This is a genomic window from Acidihalobacter yilgarnensis, assembly GCF_001753245.1.
Classification (GTDB): Bacteria; Pseudomonadota; Gammaproteobacteria; order DSM-5130; family Acidihalobacteraceae; genus Acidihalobacter; species Acidihalobacter yilgarnensis.
Genome location: NZ_CP017415.1, coordinates 2,202,117 through 2,224,855, shown reverse-complemented (window position 1 = coordinate 2,224,855; position 22,739 = coordinate 2,202,117). Strand labels below are relative to the sequence as shown.

19 protein-coding genes and 2 pseudogenes are annotated in these 22,739 nt (G+C 60.5%); 12 read left to right on the top strand and 9 right to left on the bottom strand.

Features of this window, described 5'->3' with window-relative positions; all coding sequences use genetic code 11:
* Positions 1–4: 4 nt before the first annotated feature.
* The gene (gene queF / locus BI364_RS10640) at positions 5–394 is read right to left on the bottom strand and encodes a preQ(1) synthase (RefSeq protein WP_070080018.1); all 390 of its coding nucleotides are present in this window, start codon (positions 392–394) and stop codon (positions 5–7) included.
* Between the two features lie 147 nt (positions 395–541).
* Between queF and BI364_RS18710 the strand changes: the two are divergent.
* From BI364_RS18710 to BI364_RS10605, 8 genes and pseudogenes are all read left to right on the top strand, one after another.
* A pseudogene (locus BI364_RS18710) lies at positions 542–2,110 on the top strand (chromosome segregation SMC family protein); the annotation flags it as partial.
* Positions 2,089–3,981, top strand: coding sequence for a coiled-coil domain-containing protein (locus BI364_RS18705; RefSeq protein WP_407639317.1), 1,893 nt, complete (start codon positions 2,089–2,091; stop codon positions 3,979–3,981). The pseudogene BI364_RS18710 and the gene BI364_RS18705, both read left to right, overlap by 22 nt.
* 9 nt (positions 3,982–3,990) lie before the next feature.
* Entirely contained in the window at positions 3,991–4,797 is an 807-nt protein-coding gene (locus BI364_RS10630) for a cell division protein ZipA (protein ID WP_070078717.1), read from the top strand.
* Entirely contained in the window at positions 4,794–7,073 is a 2,280-nt protein-coding gene (gene ligA / locus BI364_RS10625; RefSeq protein WP_070078716.1) for an NAD-dependent DNA ligase LigA, read from the top strand. The genes BI364_RS10630 and ligA overlap by 4 nt, the downstream gene beginning before the upstream one ends.
* Positions 7,070–7,900, top strand: coding sequence for a co-chaperone DjlA (gene djlA, locus BI364_RS10620; protein ID WP_070078715.1), 831 nt, complete (start codon positions 7,070–7,072; stop codon positions 7,898–7,900). Before ligA ends, djlA begins: the two co-directional genes overlap by 4 nt.
* Before the next feature lie 655 nt (positions 7,901–8,555).
* A complete protein-coding gene (locus BI364_RS10615; protein WP_083251318.1) occupies positions 8,556–8,975 on the top strand; it encodes an SAM-dependent methyltransferase in 420 nt (139 codons plus the stop codon).
* Positions 8,972–10,369 carry a ParA family protein gene (locus tag BI364_RS10610; protein ID WP_233279491.1) on the top strand — a complete coding sequence of 466 codons (1,398 nt, stop codon included), beginning with the start codon at positions 8,972–8,974 and terminating at the stop codon, positions 10,367–10,369. The genes BI364_RS10615 and BI364_RS10610 overlap by 4 nt, the downstream gene beginning before the upstream one ends.
* A complete protein-coding gene (locus BI364_RS10605; RefSeq protein WP_070078714.1) occupies positions 10,366–11,763 on the top strand; it encodes a hypothetical protein in 1,398 nt (465 codons plus the stop codon). The genes BI364_RS10610 and BI364_RS10605 overlap by 4 nt, the downstream gene beginning before the upstream one ends.
* Before the next feature lie 300 nt (positions 11,764–12,063).
* Here the strand turns inward: BI364_RS10605 and BI364_RS10600 are convergent, their stop codons facing one another.
* On the bottom strand, positions 12,064–13,275 hold the full coding sequence (locus BI364_RS10600; RefSeq protein ID WP_083251317.1) for a pyridoxal-phosphate-dependent aminotransferase family protein: 1,212 nt from the start codon (positions 13,273–13,275) through the stop codon (positions 12,064–12,066).
* Between the two features lie 163 nt (positions 13,276–13,438).
* On the opposite strand from BI364_RS10600, the gene crcB reads away from it, so the two are divergent.
* From crcB to dacB, 4 genes and pseudogenes are all read left to right on the top strand, one after another.
* The gene (gene crcB, locus BI364_RS10595; RefSeq protein WP_197495681.1) at positions 13,439–13,816 is read left to right on the top strand and encodes a fluoride efflux transporter CrcB; all 378 of its coding nucleotides are present in this window, start codon (positions 13,439–13,441) and stop codon (positions 13,814–13,816) included.
* The gene (locus BI364_RS10590) at positions 13,813–14,127 is read left to right on the top strand and encodes a DUF190 domain-containing protein (protein ID WP_070078712.1); all 315 of its coding nucleotides are present in this window, start codon (positions 13,813–13,815) and stop codon (positions 14,125–14,127) included. Before crcB ends, BI364_RS10590 begins: the two co-directional genes overlap by 4 nt.
* A 44-nt stretch (positions 14,128–14,171) precedes the next feature.
* Positions 14,172–15,445: pseudogene (serS, locus tag BI364_RS10585) on the top strand (serine--tRNA ligase).
* Between the two features lie 8 nt (positions 15,446–15,453).
* Positions 15,454–17,025, top strand: coding sequence for a D-alanyl-D-alanine carboxypeptidase/D-alanyl-D-alanine endopeptidase (dacB, locus tag BI364_RS10580; protein ID WP_070078711.1), 1,572 nt, complete (start codon positions 15,454–15,456; stop codon positions 17,023–17,025).
* Positions 17,026–17,038: 13 nt separating this feature from the next.
* Here the strand turns inward: dacB and BI364_RS10575 are convergent, their stop codons facing one another.
* The 7 genes from BI364_RS10575 to BI364_RS10545 form a co-directional block, all read right to left on the bottom strand.
* Positions 17,039–17,545: a DUF7931 domain-containing protein gene (locus BI364_RS10575; protein ID WP_070078710.1), complete on the bottom strand. Its 507-nt coding sequence runs from the start codon at positions 17,543–17,545 to the stop codon at positions 17,039–17,041.
* A 42-nt stretch (positions 17,546–17,587) separates the two neighbouring features.
* On the bottom strand, positions 17,588–18,055 hold the full coding sequence (locus BI364_RS10570) for a GNAT family N-acetyltransferase (RefSeq protein ID WP_070078709.1): 468 nt from the start codon (positions 18,053–18,055) through the stop codon (positions 17,588–17,590).
* 114 nt (positions 18,056–18,169) lie between these two features.
* Complete coding sequence (locus BI364_RS10565; RefSeq protein ID WP_070078708.1) at positions 18,170–18,916, bottom strand: cytochrome c1; 747 nt, start codon at positions 18,914–18,916, stop codon at positions 18,170–18,172.
* Positions 18,913–20,328: a cytochrome b gene (locus BI364_RS10560; RefSeq protein ID WP_070078707.1), complete on the bottom strand. Its 1,416-nt coding sequence runs from the start codon at positions 20,326–20,328 to the stop codon at positions 18,913–18,915. Before BI364_RS10560 ends, BI364_RS10565 begins: the two co-directional genes overlap by 4 nt.
* A gap of 63 nt (positions 20,329–20,391) precedes the next feature.
* Positions 20,392–21,234 (bottom strand): c-type cytochrome, encoded by an 843-nt coding sequence (locus BI364_RS10555; RefSeq protein ID WP_197495680.1) that lies wholly within the window; start codon positions 21,232–21,234, stop codon positions 20,392–20,394.
* 62 nt (positions 21,235–21,296) lie between these two features.
* Positions 21,297–21,956 carry a ubiquinol-cytochrome c reductase iron-sulfur subunit gene (gene petA, locus BI364_RS10550; RefSeq protein ID WP_083251313.1) on the bottom strand — a complete coding sequence of 220 codons (660 nt, stop codon included), beginning with the start codon at positions 21,954–21,956 and terminating at the stop codon, positions 21,297–21,299.
* Positions 21,957–22,314: 358 nt separating this feature from the next.
* Positions 22,315–22,713 (bottom strand): hypothetical protein, encoded by a 399-nt coding sequence (locus BI364_RS10545; protein WP_070078705.1) that lies wholly within the window; start codon positions 22,711–22,713, stop codon positions 22,315–22,317.
* Positions 22,714–22,739 lie beyond the last annotated feature (26 nt).

Below are 22,739 nucleotides of genomic sequence, written 5' to 3'. Positions count from 1 at the left end.
CGGGTTAGGGCAGGGTGACCGGCGTGGGCGGCGTCCAGCCAGCCGCACGATGCTCGGCGACCACGTTGGTATAGACCCCGCCGCGCACATTGAACTCGGAGGTCAGGCGGACGAATCGCGGGGCGATGGCGGCGACGATGTCGTCCACGATGCGATTGGTGACCGCTTCGTGAAACGCGCCCTCGTCACGGTAGGACCAGACGTATAGCTTGAGCGATTTAAGTTCGACGCAGCGCTGGTTCGGCACGTATTCTAGGTGCAGAGTGGCAAAGTCCGGTTGCCCGGTCACCGGACATAAGCAGGTGAACTCCGGGATGCGAATGCGAATGGTATAATCGCGGTTTGGTTCCGGGTTGGCGAAAGTCTCTAGCGCCTTGCTCGGCTGACTCGGCATGGGCATGTCCTGACAGAGGTGGGGAAAACCATGCAGTATATCATCGGCCGGACGTACACTCCGCCGGCTTCCTGGCACAATTAGCGCATGCGGCTTAGCAAAATCAAACTGTCGGGTTTCAAGTCTTTCGTGGATCCGACCACCATCCCTCTGTCCAGCCAGCGCGTGGCCATCGTCGGCCCGAACGGCTGCGGCAAATCCAACACCATCGATGCGGTGCGCTGGGTCATGGGCGAGTCCTCGGCCAAATACCTGCGTGGCGAGTCCATGGAAGACGTGATCTTCAACGGTTCGTCAGCGCGCAAGCCGGTGGGGCAGGCCTCTGTCGAACTGGTCTTCGACAATAGCGATGGCACCCTTGGCGGCGCCTACGCGCAGTATGCCGAGATCTCGGTCAAGCGCGTGGCCTCGCGCGACGGGCAGTCCCAGTATTACCTCAATGGCACGCGCTGCCGCCGCCGCGACATCACCGACATTTTCCTCGGCACCGGTCTGGGACCGCGCAGCTACGCGATCATCGAGCAGGGCATGATCTCGCGCCTGATCGAGGCCAAGCCGGAGGAGCTTCGCGTCTACATCGAAGAAGCGGCAGGCATCTCGAAGTACAAGGAGCGTCGCCGCGAGACCGAAAATCGCATACGCCACACCCGCGAGAACCTGGACCGTCTCAACGATCTGCGCGAGGAGATCGACAAACATCTGACCCACCTGAAGCGCCAGGCGCAGACAGCTGAGCGTTACAAGGCCCTGCGGCAGGACGAACGCCGCACGCAGGCGGAATTGATCGTGCTGCGGCTTGACGCCCTCACCGCCGACATCGGCCAGCGAGAGCAGGCCATCCGCGAGGCACAGACCGCGCTGGAAGAAGCGATTGCACGCCTGCGCGCGCGGGAGACCGAGCTGGTGCAGGGGCGCGAACGCCTGAATACGGGCAACGAAGCCTTCAACGAAGTGCAGGGTCGCTACTATCAGGCCGGTGCTGAGATTTCGAAGATCGAGCAGGCCATTCAGCACGCGGAGAACCTGCGTGCGCAGCGCAACCAGGCACTCGAGCAGGCCGAGGCCACGCTGGTGGAGTCGCGGCGAGTGTTGGAGACCGACGAACTCAAGGCCGCGCGTCTGGCGCAGGATTTGTCGGCGCGCGCGCCGGAGGTGGCCAATGCGGAGGTGAGCGAAGGCGAATCGGTGCAGGCGCTTGAACGCTCGGAGCAGGCGATGGCGGATTGGCAGCGCCGTTGGGATGATTTCAATCGCCGCGCCAACGAGCCGGCCCAGCGCGCGCAGGTCGAGCGCACGCGCATGGAGCATCTGGAACGCCAGGTTCACAGTCTTGGTGAACGCCGTGAACGCCTGACTCGCGAGACCGACGGACTCGATACGGTCGGCATCGAGGGCGAGATCACTCGCATCGAGGCAGACGTGCAGGCGCAGCGGCAGGCGGTCGTGGATCTGGATCGCCGTCTGGCAGAGGTGCTTGAGCGTATCGAGATATGCCGTATCGGGATTCGCGAGGATACTCAGGGGCTCGATCAGTTGCGCCGCCAGGTACAGACCGTGACCGGCCGTTTGGCTTCTCTGGAGGCCTTGCAGCAGGCCGCACTTGGCAAGCGCGAGGGCGGGCAAGCGACCTGGCTGGCGCAGCAGGCACTGACCGAGGCGCGTCGCCTCGGCGAGTGCCTGCGTGTGGATGCCGGTTGGGAGTCAGCGGTGGAGGCGGTGCTGGGTGGTCTGCTGGGCGCCGTCTGTGTGGACGATCTCGCGGCAGTGGCCGGAGCCGCGGGGAAGATGCCCAGGCGCCACGCCATTTCGTTGATCAAAGCACCCGCACGGGGCTGACCGATGGTGGTGGCCTCGCCGCGCACGTACAGGCGCCCTGGCCCTTGGCCGATTTGCTGGCTGGCGTGGGTACGGCCAGCGATTTGCAGGAAGCACTGGCGCGCCGGACAGCGCTATTGCCGGGTGAATCGCTTGTGACGCCTGCCGGGGAATGGGTCGGCCACGGCTGGCTGCGTCTGCCGGATCGCGAGGAAGCCCATGCGGGCGTGCTCGCGCGCGCCGAGGAAATCGAATCCCTGCAAGCGGAACGGACGTCGCTGGAGGCCGAGGCGCGCACGCGCGTGACCTCGCTGGATGCGGGGCAGGCCGAGCTGCACGAGCTGGAAGCGGCGCGTCAGCAGGTCCAACAGGCGGTGAATCAGGCCCATCGAGAGCTGGCGGCCTCCGAGGGACGCCTGAACAGCCAGCGAGGGCGCCTGCGACAGCTCGGGGAGCGCGCGAACGTAATTGCCCAGGAGCTGGCCGAGTTGGCAGCACGCGTACAGACCGACCGCGCAGCGCTCGACGAGGCAACCTCGGCGCGCAATCGCGCGGTGGCCGAAATGGAGCAGTTGAGTAGCGAGCGCGAGGCGCTGGCCGCCGAACGCGCGCAATGCCAGGACACCTTGGGCGCGGCCCGCCAGGCCGCGCAGGTGGCCCGCGAGGCCCGTCACCGTCTGACCTTGTCGTTGGAATCCTTGCGTGTCGAGTCCGCTGCGACCGAGCAGGCGCTCACACGTGGACGCGGGCAATGCGATGCGCTCGAACAGCGGGTGAATACCCTGCGCGAGGCGCTGGAGGTAGATGCCACACCGACGACCGAGTTACAGGCCGAGCGCACGCGCGCGCTCGAACGGCGCAGCCTGCTGGAACGCGAATTGACGGAAGCGCGGAGTGGCGTACAGGCAACAGAGGCCGCGTTGCGCGAGGCGGAACAGGCGCGCGTGGGTATCGAGCGCGAGGTTGAGACCCTGCGCGAGGCGCTGGGCACGCGACGCGTCGAGCTGGAGTCGGTGCGCGTACGCCATGAAACCCTGATCGAACAGTTGACGGAAACCGACTTCGAGCAGGAACCGCTGCGCGCCGAGCTTGATCCAGAGGCCAATATCCCGGCTTGGGAGGCCCGTGTGGCGGAGCTGACGCAGCGTATTCAGCGCTTGGGCTCGATCAATCTGGCGGCCATCGACGAGTTCAAGACAGAGAACGAACGTGCCGAGTATCTGGCCGGCCAGCATGAGGACCTGAATACCGCGCTGGAAACGCTGGAGGCGGCGATCCAGAAGATCGACCGCGAGACGCGCCAGCGATTCCGCGACACCTTCGATCAGATCAGCAACGGCCTAAAGGAAATGTTCCCCCGCTTGTTCGGCGGCGGGGAGGCGCGCCTGGAGATGACCGGCGATGACTTGCTGAGCACCGGCGTGGCCGTGCTGGCGAGGCCACCGGGCAAGCGCCTGTCTACGATCAATCTTATGTCCGGCGGTGAGAAGGCGCTGACCGCCGTAGCGTTGGTGTTCGCTATTTTCGCGCTCAACCCCGCGCCGTTCTGCATGCTCGACGAGGTCGACGCGCCGCTTGATGAGGCTAATGTTGGGCGCTTTGCACGGTTGGTTCAGGAAATGTCGGAGCGAGTACAGTTCATTATGATCACGCACAACAAGGTCAGCATGGAGTCCGCCGATCAGTTGATCGGGGTCACCATGCGCGAAGCCGGCGTTTCGCGTCTGGTGGCCGTGGATATCGACGAAGCGGCCCAAATGGCGGCAGGCTGAGGATTCCCCATGGATGCATTGCGTTGGATTTTGCTGTTACTGGGTGCGGTCGTTCTGATCGCGATGTATTGGCTGGGTAAAAAAGCTGAATTGCGCCGCAAGGGACGCGATGAGGCACGTGACGAGCCGCACTTCGACGACGATAGTTACCCTGCGCATCTGGCGGATGATGCGGCTGCGCCAGAAGACGAGTGGGAGATCATCCCCGTGCGTCGACAGACGGCAGAGCGGTCCGAAGTGTCGGTGGATAGAGGCGGGATGGCGCATGAGCCAGCCCCCGAACAATGGGTCGCACCATCAACAAGTAAGCGGTCAGAGCCAACGGCGCATCGAGCCGCCATGGAACCTGAGTCGGAAGCGGTCTCCGATGAAATGGAGGACGATTTCCAGGATATTCTGATCATGCACATCGTGGCGGCCGACGCGCCGCTGACCGGCGAGGCGCTGGCCAAGGCCTTCGACGTATTGGATCTTAGCTTGGACGAGCGCGGGGTTTACATCCGTGCCGACGAGCGCGGCGAGGTGCCGCTGTTCGGGGTGGTGAACATGGTCAAGCCCGGGGTGTTTGCGCCAGGTGCGTTCGACGACCTCGAAACCCCTGGCATCAGCCTGTTCTTGACCCTGCCGGGGCCGGAAGCGCCGATGAGGGCCTTTCGGGCCATGAGCGACTGCGCCAAACGTCTCGCCGAACGTCTGGACGCCCGTCTGGAAGACGAGACTCACAGCGCCTTGAGCGCGCAGACCCTGACATACATGGAAGAGCGCGTGCGCCTGTTCATCCAGCACCGCGCGCGCGTTGCGGGGCCGCTGCGGTGAGCGCGGTCGAGGCGCCCGCGGAGCGGGCGCGGGCCCTGCGCGAGCGCATCGAACACCACAATTACCGCTACTACGTCCTCGACGACCCCGATATTTCCGACGCCGAATACGACGCACTGCTGCGCGAGTTGCAGGCCTTGGAGGCCGCGTCTCCCGAGCTGATCACGCCCGATTCACCCACCCAGCGCGTCGGCGCCAAGCCGGACGGTGGGTTTCGTGAGGTACGCCACCGCGTGCCCATGCTGTCGCTGGAAAACTGTTTCGACGAGGACGAGTTACGCGCCTTCGACCGTCGCGTGCGGGATCGCCTGGGCGTGACCGGGCCTATTGAGTACGTGGCCGAACCGAAGCTCGACGGGCTCGCCGTCAGCCTGCGCTACGAGTCTGGCCGCCTGGTGCAGGCCGCCACCCGTGGCGACGGCGTCGCCGGTGAAGACATCACGCTCAACGTACGCACCATCGCCAGTATCCCACTGCGACTGCGCGGCGAGTCGCCGCCAGTGCTGGAGGTGCGCGGTGAGGTCTACATGCCGCTCGCCGGCTTCGAAAAAATGAATGCAGTGGCTCGTGAGTGCGGTGAGAAGGTCTTCGTCAACCCGCGTAACGCCGCCGCCGGCAGCCTGCGCCAGCTCGATCCGCAGATCACCGCCGCCCGTCCGCTGGCCTTCTACGCCTATGGCCTGGGCGAGATCGAAGGACTCCCGCTTGAGCGGCGGCATGCCGCGGTGATGGAGGTGCTTCGCGGCTTCGGTCTGCCGGTCAGCGTTGAAATCCGCGTGGTTGCCGGCGTCGAGGGTTGCCTCGATTATTACCGCGACATCGGCCAGCGCCGCGCGGGGTTGGCCTTCGACATTGATGGTGTGGTCTACAAGGTCAACAACCTCGATTGGCAGCAGCGGCTCGGCTTCGTGGCGCGCGCACCGCGCTTTGCCATCGCCCATAAATTTCCGGCCGAGGAGGCGCGTACGCGCGTGGTGGGCATCGAATTCCAGGTCGGCCGTACCGGCGCACTGACCCCGGTGGCTCGATTGGAGCCCGTCTTCGTCGGTGGCGTCACGGTGAGCAACGCCACCTTGCACAACATGGACGAGGTCGCACGCAAGGACGTACGCGTGGGCGATACCGTGGTCGTGCGTCGTGCCGGCGATGTGATTCCAGAGGTTGCGCGGGTGTTGACCGAGTCGCGGCCGGCAGATGCCACGCCGATTGAACTGCCGGAAGCATGCCCGGTATGCGGTTCCGAGGTCGTGCGTATCGAGGGTGAGGCCGTGGCGCGTTGTTCCGGCGGCCTGTTTTGCGAGGCGCAGCGCAAGGGCTCGCTGATTCACTTCGCCTCGCGTCGCGCCATGGACATCGAGGGACTCGGCGACAAGATCGTGTCCCAACTGGTCGACCACGGCCTGCTCACCGATGTCGCTGGCGTGTATGCGCTGCACGGCGAACGCGCACAATTGATCTCCCTGGAACGCATGGGCGAGAAATCGGTGGATAACCTGCTCGACGCCATCGAGGCGAGTAAAGAGCGCCCGCTGGCGCGGCTGATCTTCGCGCTGGGCATACCGGGCGTGGGCGAGGAAACCGCACGCGATTTGGCGCGGCATTTTAAAAATCTCGACGCCCTCGTGGGTGCGCGCATCACCGATTTCGTCGAGCGTCGCGGCGTGCCGGGCATCGGTCCCAAGACCGGTCAGACGATCGTGGACTTTTTCGCCGCGCACGCTGATCTCGCATACACGGGCGGCGACTTTGCCGGTTTCCTCGATGATCTGGCGATTCCGAAGGTCAAGGGTAGGGTACTTCAGGGTCTGGTCGAGGCCTTTGATTCTCTCGCGGCACTCAAAGTCGCGCGCGTCGATGATCTGGTCAACGACGAACGCGTGAAAGTAACGGGCGTCGGCAGAATTATTGCGGAAAATATCGTCACCTTTTTCGCACAGAGCCACAATCGTGAAGTGATTGAGCGTCTGAAGCAGGCCGGGCTGAACGTCGCCGACGCGTCTAAAGAGGGCGCGTTCAAGGAAAATGCGCGCGCCAATGCATTGAGCGGCCGCACCTACGTGCTCACGGGCACACTCGCGGGCTTCACCCGCGACGAGGCCAAGGCCTCGCTAGAGGCGCTCGGCGCACGCGTCAGCGGCTCGGTGTCCGGTAAGACCACGGCGGTGATCGCAGGCGCCGATGCGGGATCCAAATTGGCCAAGGCCGAAAAACTGGGCGTGCCGGTGCTGGATGAGGCCGGGCTGCGCATATTGCTTGATGAAGAGGACGCGACATGAGTTGGTGGGGCAAGGGTATCGGTGCGAGCGTCGGCTTCGCGCTGGGCGGGCCATTGGGCGCGCTGCTCGGTGGCGTGATCGGTCATCAGGTCGACCGGCAGCAGTATCGACGGGAACGGCTTGAGGTACATTCGTCTGACCAGCAGGCGACTACCCAGGCAGCCTTCTTCACCGCGACCTTCGCGGTCATGGGGCGCCTGGCCAAAATCGACGGCCACGTCAGCGAGCGCGAAATCGAGATGGCGCGCAGCGTCATGCACCATATGCAGCTCAACGAGGCCCAACGGCGCGCGGCCATCGAGCTGTTCAACCAGGGCAAGTCCGATGGCTTCGATCTGGAAGGCGTACTCGATCAATTTCGCCGCGTCGTACACCGCCGTAGCGCATTGGTGCAGATGTTCCTCGAAATTCAGATCAGTGCCGCCTTGGCCGATGGCGCGCTCGACAACCGCGAACGCGATCTGCTGCTACACATCTGCGAGCGCCTCGGCTTTTCCCAACTCCAGTTCCAGCTCCTGTTTACTCGCGTTGCTGCGGTCATGGGCCTATTTGGAGGTCCCGGCGCCAGTCAGGGCGCAGGAGGAGGGGCAGGGCGCGCCGGACCCAGCCCGAAGGCGCGTCTGGAGCAGTCTTACGCCGTGCTCGGTATCGAACCCACCGTTAGCGACGATGAACTCAAGCGCGCCTATCGACGGCTGATGAACCAGAATCACCCGGACAAACTGGTGTCCAAGGGCTTGCCGGAGGAAATGATTCAGCTGGCGACCGAGAAGACCCAGCAGATCAAGCAGGCGTACGAAACGGTTAAAGAGGCGAGGGGGCTTTAGGGGAAATTGGTGATCGTCGTGTGGATGCGCGGCGTGGCGTGTTTATTTTCATGCAGGATGTCCTCACAAGGAGAATCCGAGTAATGCCAGCATTAGGGGGTAACTCATCCTTGCTGGATATCCATGCTGTGGCGCTACCCGGCCCAGTTTGTATCGCGACCAACAAGGATTGTTTGATTGGCGTGTATCAGGACGCCACGAAATCGGTTCAACAAGCTCTGCGGAAAAATCCACTGTATAGTCAGAAATATTTCCCATGGGTTTTATGGGTATCCGGATTTTAGTGTGTTTCGCTGCCGCATAATCCGGTTTCATGGTCTGTTAACAGTCCGTTATTCGGAGTCAAGCACCTATCACTTGTTTGATAGCAGATACTGGCTTGAAGTTTCGATCAGGCAGAGCTCGACCCATCCTGCCGTTCGTCTCGCTGGTCCTGTGATGACCGGTACTTGTTCGTGAAGCAAATCGGTCTCATGACAATAGACGCAATTCGTATTGTGGCAATGGGAGTGCATAGTAGAGCGAGGCGTTTTTGCAGAGCAGTATATTCGTAGGAGATTCTAAAGAGGGTATGGCTCCCATTAAAATTGGCATGCTGACTTTTCGCATCGACACGCTTCAAGAACCTGAGCTTTGATGAACAAGAGAGGATAAAGTGCTAGCGGATTTTCTTGATGCGCATGTACGACACTGGAACGATGCCGAGCACTTGCTCGTGTCGCAACGCTGGGCCAATGCCGATCACCTGTATGGCATAGCAGCGGAATGCGGATTGAAGCAAATGATGCTGGCTTTTGGGATGCCTTACGACGCGACCAAGGATAGACCCACAAATAGGGGCGATCAGGTACACGCGAATGGCGTTTGGGCTCGCTTCGACAGCTACCGTAGCGGCCACGCGCAAGGGACCGGATACTCCTTGCCTGCCGGGAACCCGTTTGACGACTGGGATGTTTCTGACCGCTATGCCAATCAGTCTAACTTCGATCAAACGCGGGCGCAGACCCATCGAGCCGGTACCAAAGTCGTTTGCGATCTCATAAAGAAAGCACAGCTAGAGGGGCTATTGATGTGAGAAAAAATCTCTTTGAGCTGATCCCTGAGTCTATTCCGACCTTTGATCGAATTTTGCCGGAAGTTCAGGAGTGGCTGAAATCTCATAGCAGCTCCCTGAATACCCTCATGAGCAATGACGACGATTGGCTGCTTGTCAATCGAGATCTAAATGGGCGCTTGCGTGTGATCTTGCCGGATCGGTTCGTAGAAACTGATCAACGCCAGATTTGGGACACGCTGGTGTCAAATCTGATGAGCCGTTTGGGAGCGCACGCCTATCCGAAAAATGCTGAAATTCTGTTTGAAACAAGCCGCGAAATGGCATGTCAAGGGGCTGCCGCTTACGCGTTGGATGGGTTCCCCAAAGTATGGGTGGTAGACCGGTTGGCGACGGAAGCCAATTGGGCTCGCATCGCACCTGAAACCGAAGGCATACCACGTATTGTGTTCTTTTCCATCAAGGGCGGAGTAGGTCGATCCACCGCGCTTGCAGCCACAGCATGGCATCTCGCGCAGGTCGGCCGTCGCGTCTTGGTGCTTGATCTAGACCTGGAGTCGCCCGGATTATCCTCTGCCTTGCTGCCCCTCGATCGCCAGCCCATGTACGGCATTACTGACTGGCTTGTCGAAGATTTGGTGGACAACGGCGATGCTGTTTTCGATAGCATGGTCGCCACCAGCAATCTCTCGCATGACGGCGAAATTTATGTTGTACCAGCGCATGGCGCCGAGCATGGCGAATATGTATCCAAGCTAGGCCGAGTTTGGATGCCCAAGTCTCATGAAGACGGAACGCGCGAAATATGGTCGGCCCGTTTAGGGCGGTTGTTGGAGGCATTGGAGGAGCGAATTCAACCCGATGTGGTGCTGATCGACTCACGTTCTGGCATCGACGAAATTGCGTCCACCTGTATTACCGACATGGGTGCTAATCTGATCCTGCTGTTTGCACTTGAGGGTGAGCAGACTTGGAGTGGCTATCGCATGTTGTTCGAGCAATGGCAACGTGCCCACGTGGCGGAACAAATCCGTGAGCGTTTGAAAATCGTTGGAGCCATTGTGCCAGAGCTGGATCGTGTGAATTATTTAGATGGTTTGCGCGAACATGCCTATGGCGTATTCGTCGACACGCTCTACGACGAGATTGCACCTCCCAAGCCTGAAGCAATTGGGCCGTCATCAGATGGCGATGGGAAATGGCGTGTTGGTGATTTGGTCGAAGGCTGGAACTTCGACGAAGCTGACGAAGGCGCCCCACATTATCCGTGGGCGGTGAACTGGCACCGTAGTTTCGCTGGCCTACGCTCGTTGCAAGGGCGGCTTGCCGTCATCGATGTTCAGGAAGTGAACGCTATCTTTGGTTGGTTGCTTGATGGCGTGAGGGATTTCGTGGGCATGGAAGGGCGGTCATGACACAAGCTCAGAAACTACGCGATGCGATTCTGGCTGCACCGCTGGAAACCAGTAATTTCGGGGAAACCCCCGCGCCTGAGACCCTGTATCTACCGCCCTCGCACCTGAAAGCATTGCGGCTGGATGCTCATGTAGTAGTGGGCGGTCGAGGCGTTGGGAAGTCTTTCTGGACAGCTGCGCTTCAATCAATGCCACTTCGCATAAACCTGGGGGAAGCCGCCTCTGAATTACACGAGATTGAAGTGCGTGTAGGCTTTGCTAGTGTAGAGAAAATTGAAAGCTACCCGAATGCCGATGTGTTTTCGACATTTCTTGATCAGGCGGGCGACCCATATGACCTGTGGCGAGCAGTTGTTTTGCGTTGGGTAGCGCAGCGTGCTGGCGACTCAATTCCCAGTGATAGTTGGCCGAGTACTGTCGCTTGGTTAAAAGCTGAGCCCGAGGCTGCTGCGCGCTTGATGCAACGCCCGCGGGATTGGAGGGGTTTGATTCTGTTCGATGCGCTGGACCGCACGAGCACTGACTGGAAGCGCATGGATGACATCGTGCGAGGCTTGATGCGTACAGTTCTTTGGTTGAAGGCCTTCCAGGGTCTGCATGCCAAGGTATTTCTCCGAGAGGATCAGGCGGAACGTACAGTGTTTAATTTTCCTGATGCCTCCAAGTTGATGGCGACCAAGGCCGACTTGACGTGGGCAAGGCACGATTTACACGGTTTGCTATGGCAAAGGCTCATCAATTCACCGGATGCTCATGGCCTGTATTTGCGCGATATTTGTCTGCAAGTCGTCGAGCAAGATGGTGTGTGGCGACTTACTCAGGACATGAAATCTGAATCCGAGTCGCAACGAAAGGCTTTTGAGGCGCTGGCTGGCCCATGGATGGGGCGTGACAAACGACGTGGTGTGCCATACATATGGTCGGTGGGGCACTTGGCTGACGGACGTGGACAGACTTCGCCGCGCTCATTTCTCGCCGCCATTCGACAAGCGGCTGAAGACTCCAGCGAGCGTTACTCACAACATGAACGCGCACTGCACTTCGAAAGCATCAAGCGTGGTATCCAGAAGGCTTCGGAAATTCGCGTGCAGGAGATGGCAGAAGATTACCCATGGGTACCTGACGTCCTCTCAGCTTTGAGCGGCATGAATGTGCCCTGTGAATTCGAGGCAATACTGACGCAGTGGGAAATGAAGTTTCCGGACGGCGCCAAAGGGATGACGATGACGCGCCTCCCAGCTCAGCATATCGATCGTGGTTGGGATGGTGTGCGTGAAGATTTGCAGCGTCTTGGTTTGCTGGAAACCAAAAGAGACGGTCGCATCGACATGCCCGATTTGTACCGTGTCGGTTTTGGTCTGGGTCGCAAGGGCGGTGTGAAGCCTCGGAGTTGATGCTAATTAAGCTATAGGCTAAAGACTTCTTCTCGCTGCAAACTTGCCATTGCATAGCCCAATATTGAAATAGCAAGTCCGACCGCTCATGGCCGACTGTTGCCTCACAGCAGCGCTGGGCTGCTGACCGCTGTTGGTCTGCGCTAACTCTAGTGAAGAGCGGCATCGATTTGTATCCCGAGCGCTGTCGTCAAACACACTTAAATCCGGATATTCAATTCTTCTTGCGCTTGCAAAGCGCAGATTTCCCCAAAAAAAGGGGCGCTGAAGCGCCCCTGAGGAAACGTTGCCCATTGAGTCTTAACCGTTCGCGGCGGTCTTAAGGTTTTCGTTGCCGCTGGCGTAGGCGGCCCGCGCGGCATCGACTGCTGCGCCGCGAGGCAGTGCGTATCCCTGTGCGGCGAGGATGGCTTCCAAGGCGCTGAGCAGCAGATAGACGTTGCGCGGGTTGCTGGCGTAGCCCATTAGGCCGATGCGCCAGATGCGGCCGGCCAGCGGGCCGAGACCGGCGCCGATCTCGATGCTGTAATCGCTGAGCAGCGCGCTGCGCACAGTGGCCTCGTCGACACCTTCAGGCACGCGCACGGCGTTGAGCTGAGGCAGGCGATGCTCGGGCGCCACCACGAAGGACAGCCCCATGGCCTCCAGGCCGTCACGCAGGGCTTCGTGATTGCGGCGATGGCGGGCCCAGGCGTTCTCGAGGCCTTCCTCTTGTAGCAGGACCAACGACTCGTGCAGACCGTAGAGGGCGTTGATCGGCGCGGTGTGGTGGTAGGCGCGCTTGGCGCCTTCGCCCCAATAGCCCATGACGAGGTTGAGGTCTAGGAACCAGCTTTGCACCTTGGTTTTGCGGTTGCGGATGCGCGCGATGGCGGCTTCGCTGAAGCTCACCGGCGACAGCCCCGGCGTGCAGGAGAGGCATTTCTGGCTGCCGGAATACACCGCGTCGATGCCCCAGGCATCGGTTTCGATGGGGGTGCCGCCGAGCGCGGTGACGGTGTCGACGATGGCAAGGCAGTCATGACGGTGTGCGATCTCGACCAGAGTGCGGGTGTCGGACTCCGCGCCGGTGGAGGTCTCGGCCTGCACGAAGGCGACGGTGCGCGCCTCGGGATGTGCCTTGAGGGCGTCTTCGAGCTTCTGCGGGTCGACCGGTTTGCCCCATTCGTCTTCCACCATCACTGGGGTGGCGCCGCAGCGTTCGACGTTTTCCTTCATGCGGCCGCCGAACACGCCGTTCTGGCAGACGATCACGGTGTCGCCGGGCTCGACTAGATTGACGAAGGCGGTTTCCATGCCCGCCGAACCGGGGGCGGAAATGGGTAGGGTGAGTGCATTGCGTGTGCGGAAGGCGTACTGCAACATGCCTTTGAGTTCGTCCATCATATCCACGAACAGCGGGTCGAGGTGGCCGATGGTGGGGCGTGCCATGGCTTCGAGGACACGCGGGTCGACATCGGAGGGGCCGGGCCCCATGAGCACCCGTCTGGGCGGGTGGAAGCTGTTTGTCATTGTAATGGTCTCCTGCTCCTGCTTGCTGAGGCTCCGGAGTATAGAGTCCTCACCCGCGCACGCCAACGATGGCCGAACACACATTGACGCTTTGCTGCGGTGTCGCAAGAATGGGCGAGCCGGGCGCCGTCCGGCCGCGTACGAACCACGAGGAGTACTATCCATGGGATTGCAGTTGCTGGCCATCGCGTTCGGTGGCGCGGTGGGCGCGATGATGCGCTTCGGTGTTTCCAACGGGGTTTATCATTGGCTGGGCAGGGGATTCCCCTGGGGTACGCTCGCGGTCAATGTGCTGGGGTCGCTGGCCATGGGTTTTTTGACCGCCATGCTGGTCGAGCGCCTCAACGTGGGTCCGGAGGTCCGTGCGGCGATATTGACCGGCGGTCTGGGGGCGTTCACCACGTTTTCCACCTTTTCCATCGAAACCCTGAGCCTGATCGAGCAGGGGGATGTGCTCAAGGCGGGCGTGAACATGTTGGTCAGCGTGCTGGTTTGCGTCAGCGTCTGCTGGTTGGGTCTATTGCTCGGGAGGCAGCTATGAAAGTCACCATCGCACGGATTTACCTGCACGAAAGCGCCAACGCGCATGAGAAGGTGCTGCACTATCTGCATGACGATGCAAAGGTCCGCGGCGCCACGCTGTTTCGCGGTATCAGCGGCTTCGGCCGTTCGGGCGAGGTACATACGAGTTCGCTGCTGAGCCTGTCGCTCGATCTGCCGGTGGTGATCGAGTTCTACGACAGTTCAGAGCGGGTGGCAGAGGTGGTTGCGCAGATATTGACCATGGTTGATCCCAGTCATGTGCTGACCTTCGATGCTACCGCGCACGATGCGTCGAACGGCGATGCCTGAGCGTGTAAACTGACGCGCCTTCCCCGCACAGTCCACGGAATGCCATGCTCGACATCAAACACCTGCGCAACGACCCCGAGGGCATCGCCCGTCTGTTGGCCCGTCGCGGCTTCAGCTTCGATCTTGAGCGCTTCAATACGCTGGAAGGTACGCGTAAGCGGCTTCAGATAGAGACCCAGGAGCTGCAAAATCTGCGTAATACCCGCTCCAAGGCCATCGGTCAGGCCAAGGCCAAAGGCGAGGACGCGCAGCCGCTACTGGACGAGGTGGCGACGCTGGGTGACCGCTTGAGCGAAGCCAAAAATGCCTCGGAGGCCGTTCAGGGTGAGCTTGAGGCGCTGTTGCTGGGCGTCCCCAATCTGCCGCACGACTCGGTGCCGGAAGGGGCGAGCGAGGATGACAACGTGGAGATGCGCCGCTGGGGCACCCCGCGTGCGTTCGACTTCGAGCCGCGCGACCACGTGGATCTCGGCACGGCGCTGGGTGGACTCGATTTCGAGGCGGCCGCGCGTATCTCCGGCGCCCGCTTCGCCGTGCTGCGCGGTGAGCTGGCGCGCCTACAGCGCGCACTGACGCAATTCATGCTCGACACGCATACCCGCGAGCACGGTTACGAGGAAGTCTACGTGCCGTACCTCGTGCACGCGGACGCGCTGCGCGGAACCGGGCAGCTCCCGAAGTTCGAGGAGGATCTGTTCAAGGTCGAAGGCGACACGCCCTTCTATCTGATCCCCACGGCCGAGGTGCCGGTGACCAACCTGGTACGCGATCAGATCGTCGAGGCGGAAACGCTACCGCTGCGCTTCGTCGCGCACACGCCGTGTTTCCGCTCCGAGGCCGGTTCGGCCGGTCGCGACACTCGCGGACTGATCCGCCAGCACCAGTTCGAGAAGGTGGAAATGGTGCATCTGGTGCACCCGAGCACTCCTGGGAGGCGCTGGAGACCTTGGTCGGCCATGCCGAGGCGATTCTGCAGCGCCTGGAGTTGCCGTATCGGGTCGTAACGCTGTGTACCGGCGATCTGGGTTTTTCCGCGGCGAAGACCTACGACCTTGAAGTGTGGCTGCCGGGGCAGGCGCGTTATCGCGAGATATCCTCCTGTTCGAATTTCGAGGACTTCCAGGCCCGCCGCATGCTGGCGCGCTTCCGCAACCCGGAAACCGGCAAACCCGAGCTATTACACACACTCAACGGCTCGGGACTCGCGGTCGGTCGCGCGCTGGTGGCGTTGCTTGAAAACCATCAGCAGGCTGACGGGCGTATCAGTATTCCAGAGGCGCTGCGGTCTTATCTCGGCGGCAGCGAATTCATCGGCTGACGCGCACGGTGATACATCGCCGCCGCCCCGCTGTCTTCCCGCCGCTGGCCTCGACCCGACGGGGCGGTGTGCTGACGGGTTGGCTCTTCGCCCTGTGTTTCGCCTTGTCCGCCGCCGCGGCCCACGCGACGGACAAGGCCGTGGAAGCGCCCCCTTATTCGCTGCCCGCGCTCAACCATCTGGTGGCGTCTGGCGCGCGGGTCAGCGCGCGGGTGATCGACATCGAGAGCGGCCGTACGCTGGCCACCTTGGATCCGGGGCAGGCGTTGATCCCGGCCTCGGTGACGAAGCTGTACACGTCGGCCGCCGCGCTCGATCGCTGGGGCGCGGCCAAGCGATTCACAACCCGAGTTACCCGGCTTGGGTCAGTGAAGCAGGGGGTGCTGCACGGCGACCTCGTGTTCGTCGGTGGCGGCGATCCGGGTTTGGTCAACGCGCAGCTCTGGACGCTGGCCCAGCGCGTGCGCGAGTCCGGCATCCGCGTCGTTGACGGTCGTTTGCTGGTCGATGCGCGCCGCTTTGGCCCGGTGCCCTGTGTGACGCGCGATCGCTGCCGGGCGAAGCGCGAAAGCGAGGACGCCTATAACGCACCGCTGTCATCGGCCGGGGTGGATTTCAGCAATGCCTGTCTGAGCGTGCGTCCTGGCGCGCAGGCGGGGGCACCCGCACGACTTGCCTTCGAGCCGTTCGATCTGCCCATGCTGGCGATCCGCGGGCGTGTCGAAACTCTGCCGCCCGGCCAACCGGCGCATATCCGCGTCGTACGCCGCAGCGAGGGTGCGCGCGAGGTCTTCGAAGTCTCCGGTGGCATCCCGCTGGGCGGCAAGCCCCGCCGCTTCTACCGCTCGATTGCACACCCTGACCGCTTTGCCGGAGAGGTATTCCGTGCGTTTCTCGAGCAGGCCGGGGTGGCGGTGCATGGCGGGGTGGCGGTCGTCCGCGCGGGCGGCAAGGTTATGGCCGGTGTGCCTGTCGCTAAAGTTGAGGGTACACCGCTAGGCGAGCAGTTACGCGGCATGCTGGTGTACAGCAACAACTACATGGCCGATACCCTGGCACTCGACTGGGCCGCGGCCGACGGTGCGCCCGTGCCCGTTAATCTGCCGGAGGCGGGGCGACGCTTGAGCGCTTACGCCCGAGCCGTCGATGTCGCTTCGCTCTTCGCCTGGGCGCGTGACGGTCGACCGTTGCTTGAAAGCGGCAGCGGCCTGACCGTGGGCAATCGCTTGTCGGCCAACGACATCACGGCGCTACTCGCGCACGAATACCATCGTTACGGCGATTTTCCGGCCTTTCTGGCGGGGCTGACCGTGCCGGACCAGACCCCGGTGGCCATGCTTAAGGGCGGTTCGACGGCGTGGGATACGCGCATCGCGGCCAAGACGGGTTCGCTGAATCAGCCGGTGTCGGTATTCGCGCTGGCGGGGTATCTCCGCCTGGCGCACGGTCGTTGGGGTGCATTCGCGGTGCTCGTGAACGGCGGGCATCGGCGCCCGCACGTTGGTTTGTTCGACGCCATCGCTGCGGTCAGATCGGACCTAGAGGCCCTGCTGGCGCGCGACGATGCCGCACATCCTTGATCGATCACCCATCCTAGAGCGACAACCGACGTAGATCCGGATGTTGTTCCGCCACGTCCCACATCGCCTGAAATTCATTCGTAAGCGCGAGCGCCCAGCGTGGGTCGTGGCGGCTGATGATCGCGTCATCGCGATCGGCCTGCTCGCGATAGAGCACGGCTTGTGCGTCGCTGATGAGCCATTCACGACGCTCCATGCGATGCCGGGGGGCTTGCTGACGGACTTCGACAAAGCTGGGGACGCGCTGGGCGAGCGCGAGTAGGCGGTGCCCTTGTCGTCTCAGGGGATCGATGTCGGCGACCAGAATACGGATACGGCAGTGCCGGTTGCGCTTGATCAGGGCGAATAGGCGATCGCTGCAGTCGTCGGTACTGTAGAGCGGTGGGTCGAGCGTGCGACTCAGAATGTCGACGCTTCTCCGTGTCGATTCAATAAGCGCCAGCGAGGCGGTCTGCAGAGCCTCGCGGCCTTGGAGAGGATCGTGTCGCTGCTTGGGCGCAGGGGCGGGAGGTTCAGCCATGGTTTACATACCTGTCTGCGCGAGAGTGTCCTCAGAACGACTTTAGTCCAACGCCGGTCTCGTTGCCTCGATGCTGGCTGACAAGGCGCAGTGCATTTCTCGATGCGGTATTCCCGCATCGAGAAATTCGGGGCCGCTCGCGGTGAATCCTGCGCGCTCGTAAAAGGGGATGGCCTGCAGCTGGGCGTTGAGGATGGCGTGGCGGTGGCCGAGTCGGGCTGCTTCGTGCATCAATGCGTCGAGTAGGGCGCGACCGATCCCCTGGCCACGGTATTCACGCAGGACGGCTAAGCGCCCGATATGGCCGTCTTCGAGCAAGCGGCCAGTACCGACGGGATGTCCGGCCTTTTCGGCCAGTAGATGCAGACAGATCGGGTCGGCTTCGTCGATCTCGATTTCCAGCGGCACGCCCTGCTCATGGACGAAGACGGTTTCGCGCAGCGCGATCAAAATTGTGCGATCAGACTGCCAGTCGGCTTGACGTATGCGTGGGGCGGTTGGCGGCGGCATGTGGTTTCAGATCTCGCGGGCGAAAAAAAACGGCGGCGGCATCGAACGCATATCCGTTCGATGCCGCCGCCGCCAGTATAGGCAGACACCCGCAGGGCGCCAAGCCTCCCCCTTTCAGTGTTTGACTGCCCGCCAGTATTCGTGCTTGAGCAGATAGGCGACGACGATGAACAGGGCCATGAACAGCATGACCCAAAGGCCGATGTGCTCGCGTTCCGCCTGGTGAGGGTGATTGGCCCAATACAGGAAGGTCACGATGTCGCGCATGGTTTTGTCGAACTCGGCGGGTGTCAGCGTGCCGGGCGAAACCAACTTCAGCCCGGTCAAAACCTGGGTCGAGTGGCCGTTCTTCGTGCCTTGCGTGTAGACCGGCATTTGCAGGCCTTGAAGCTGCCAAAGTACGTCGGGCATGGCGACATTGTGAAAAACGGCATTGTTGACGCCGGTCGCGCGTGAGGGATCTAGATAAAACGAGGTCAGATAGGTATAGACCCAATTGGCGCCATTCATCTTGATGATGACCGATAGATCCGGCGGTGCCAGGCCGAACCAATGGGTTGCGTCGGCAGGTGCCATTGGACTGACGATGGCGTCGTGCACCTTGAGGCTGGTCGAATTGAACTCGCTCTGGATTTTTTCCAGTGGTAGCCCGAGCACATGACTCATGTCGCTGAAACGATCTGCACGAATGCTATGGCAGGCCATGCAGTAGGTCATGAAATAGGCCGCGCCGTTGCGCAGATCGGCCTTGTTCGCGGTATCGATTTGTACCGACTTGAGCGCGAAGTCTGCCTGCGCAACGGGTACGAGCAGGGTGGCCAGCAGCAGGAAGGTCGCGAGTTTTGTGAGTAATTTGATCATGCTTGCACCCTCTCCGGAACAAGTTTGTCGGCGACCAGCGAGGGTTTCCATCGAGCACCAGCGAAAATGAGCGTGACGTAACCGACCGGCATCCACAGGCTTTCCAGTAAGACCCCCCAGCTATGCGCCTTGACCGACACCATCCACGCATCGATGGCAACGAAGAACGCGGTCATTACGACCCACCAGATCAGTGTGGCCAGGTGGCTGCGTACGCGGTTTAAGTAGATCATCAGCCAGAAAGTGGTGAAGAATATTTCGGTGAAGCGATAACCTAGCAGCACATAGATCGCTTCTGCCTTCTGGATGCCGAGGTATCCGAGCACTATGAATGAAAATGAAAGCACAAGGATATTGATGCGAACGAATACGCCACGGTAGCGAACCGATTTCACCGGGTTCCGATCGAGCCAAGGGATCAGAAACATCAGCATGTATGCGGCGACGAGATTCAGCACGCCGATGATCTTGCTGGGCCAAGCGCGCAGCATGGCGTAATAAGGTGTGAGGAACCACAGCGGATGAATGTCTGGTGGGGTCTTCAGAGCATTGGCCGGTACGTAGTTGAGCTTGTCGAGCACAATGCCCCAGCCAGAGGGTTTGAAGAATATGAAGGCCAGGTAAATGGCGAGGAATACGGATACGCCGAAGATATCCTTGACGGTGTAATAGGGATGAAACGGGATGCCATCGATGGGTACGCCGTCTGCATTTTTATAGTTCTTTATTTCCACACCATCCGGGTTGTTTGATCCAACCTGATGCAGCGCCAGGATATGTACAAAAACAAGAATCACCAGGACCAACGGCACCGCGATGACATGTAGTGCGAAGAAGCGATCCAACGTAGGGGAGCCGACCACGAAATCCCCGCGAATCCACTGGGCGATCGTTTGCCCCACGACCGGGATCGCCCCGAACAGCGAAATCACCACGTTGGAACCCCAGAAAGACATCTGGCCCCAGGGCAGTAGATAACCAAAAAAAGATTCGGCGCATAGGGCGACGTACAACAGGACCCCGATGATCCAGAGCAGTTCGCGCGGTTGTTTGTAGGAACCGTAGATCAAGCCTCTGAACATATGGAAATAAACCAGCACGAAAAAGCTCGAAGCGCCGAGCACATGCATATAACGAATGAACCACCCGCCCTCGACGTCGTTCATGATGCCTTGGTTGATCGACCAGAAGGCGAGCTTCGCATTGGGTTGGTAATGCATGGTGAGGAAAATGCCGGTTACGATCTGCAGAACGAGAACCAGAATCAGTAGCGATCCGAAAAAATACCAGAAGTTGAAATTCTTGGGTGCGTAGTATTCAGTGAGGTGTTCGCGCATCATGCTGGTGACTGGGAAGCGACGATCTATCCATCCCATGATGCCGGGTTTTTGCTCAGATTGACTCGTATCCATGGCGATTTCCTTGACGCGGCAGGTATGTGGGGCGGTCTGCTCTTGGCCGCTGATTCGTGATGCTCAGAGTTTCGGCGATGAAGTTGTCGAGGCCGCCGTTTTTTCGGCCGCGGGCGCGGCGATCTGATCGGTTGGCACACCGATCAGAGGTGTCGGCTGCCCTTGTTTTTGTGTTTGTTCGTAGTTCTTCGGCCCGTCTCCAAGAATCAAGTTCGGCCTGAGTGCCTGCACATAAAATGCGACAGCAGTTATTTCTTTTTTGCTGAGGCGTCCCGCGATCATGCGCATCATTTCATGAGGGTCGTTGTGCCGTTCTCCATCGCGGAACTGGAGAAGTTGCGTAATCACATAGGCAGAATGCTGGCCTGCTAGACGGGGGATGGCCATAGGCCCGTTGCCCATGCCATCGGCTTCATGGCAGGCCATGCAAGCGGGTACTCCGGCAGTGGGTAATCCGGAACGGTAAATCTGCTCTCCAATCTTGAGTATCTTGAGCGTGGTTTTGGGTTCGGTTGCGTTGGCATTTATTTTGGGGTTGAATTTTTGTTGAGAGAAATAATAGGCAAGATCCTCCACGTCTTGTGCGAAGTGATCGGCTGGGATGGTGGCGACCATGGCCTGCATGATTTGATTGCTGCGCGCACCGGTATGGAAGTTATCCAGTTGCTTGACAAGATAACTTTCATTTTGTCCGGCAAGGTTCGGGTATTGGGTCATCAGGCTGTTGCCATCCGCGCCGTGGCAGGCAGAGCAGGTGTTGCTCAGGATCGATTTAACCTGCGCCGGTTCGCCGCTCGGGACCTTTCCGAGATAGCTCAGGCCAGGCGCCGCGTATGCAATATTTGCTGAAAGCATGCAAGCCGTAGCCGTCAATATTCGTTTTACAATGCGTGTGCTGATTTTCATGTCGCTGTAATCCCCGGTTGTTTGTCTGAGCGCGACTCGATGGGCGCATATCCGCTCTGCCATCACCAGATGGCGGGTACCCAGTTCTGGAATTTTCCGTTTTCGACTTCTCCAATACGAACGAGGGTGTCGGTTTTCCAGAAATACGGTGGGATGGGGATGTTCAGCGGTGCCGGCGAGCCGTCAAACACGCGTGCGGAGAAATCGTACATCGAGCCATGGCATGGACAATGGAAGCCACCGGGCCACCATGTGTTGACGGATTTCGGTTTGGGTGCGTAATTGGGCGAGCATTGCAAATGCGTACAGATTGCAACGGCAACGAAGATGTCCTTGCGCAATGCGCGATAGTCGCCGTTGATGAAGTCCTTGTCCGGCTGCTGGGGAGCGAGCGAATCAGGGTCTTTCAGGCGCGGGGTATTTTTGGGCAAGGTATCGAGCATCCATTGCTGGCGATGCAAAATCCAAATGGGGCGCTGTCGCCATTCGGCGATGATGAGCTGGCCGGGTTCGAGTTTGCTGACATCGACCTCGATGGGAACACCGGCTGCAGTAACCGCCTTGTCGGGTTCCATCGATTTGATGAAGGGCAGGGCCCATGCAGCCACCCCGGCGGCGCCTACCACCGTTGCTGAAGCGATTAGAAATCTTCGTTTGGTATTGTCAATTGCTTCCGAATCGATTGAATCGATGACGACGGGTGTTGCATCGCTGTCTGCCATGGGGCAAGTCCTCTCTGGACGGTCCCCCCTCCTCCGGGTGCGTTGTTGACGTCATCCCGGCCTCCCGATCGTGATTCCCAACGTACCCCGTCGGAGGTCTCCTTGCGACTTGCTGGTGTTGCCGCTGCAGTCACACTTGCCTCCGTATGCCCAGGATATTGTCGCCAGGGCTGAACGAGCTTGTTGCTCGTTTATTGCTCATTACGGGAGGGATACTACGCGTGGTGTGCGCGGAGCGTCACGCTATCAACCGGCTTCATTTGACGCACATCAAGTGGCGACAAGCGGGAGGCGTACCGGGAATGAAAACGCCCCGGCGATGACGGGGCGTTTATCGTATTTTTAAGGTGTCGGCGCTTCAGGCAGTGACGTGGAAGGTGTTATTCCCGCCGTTACCCGTGTTTGATCCGCTGTTGGATGCGCCGGAGGTTGCTGCGCTGGATTGAGCCGGTTGTTGTGCCTGATTGGCATTCTGGAGCAATCCAGCGAGTGCATCGCGCGCGCCACCGATATTACCGCTTTGCAGTGCTTGACCCAGTGTGGCGAAGGCGGAATTGCCCGCGACGCTGTTGCCTATCTGTGCCTGCGGTGCAGCGGTCGCCTGTTGCAGGGTGGCGTAGGACTGCTGGGCACCCGCTAGGTTGCCGTTACCGAGCGCCTGCTGCATATGTTGCAGTTGGCTCTGGATTTGCTGTGCCGGGGTGGCCTGCGGATTTACCTGCGGGTAGAACGAGGCGGATAAGTCGGTAATGTTCATGGCCGATGTACCGATGTGATCTGCAT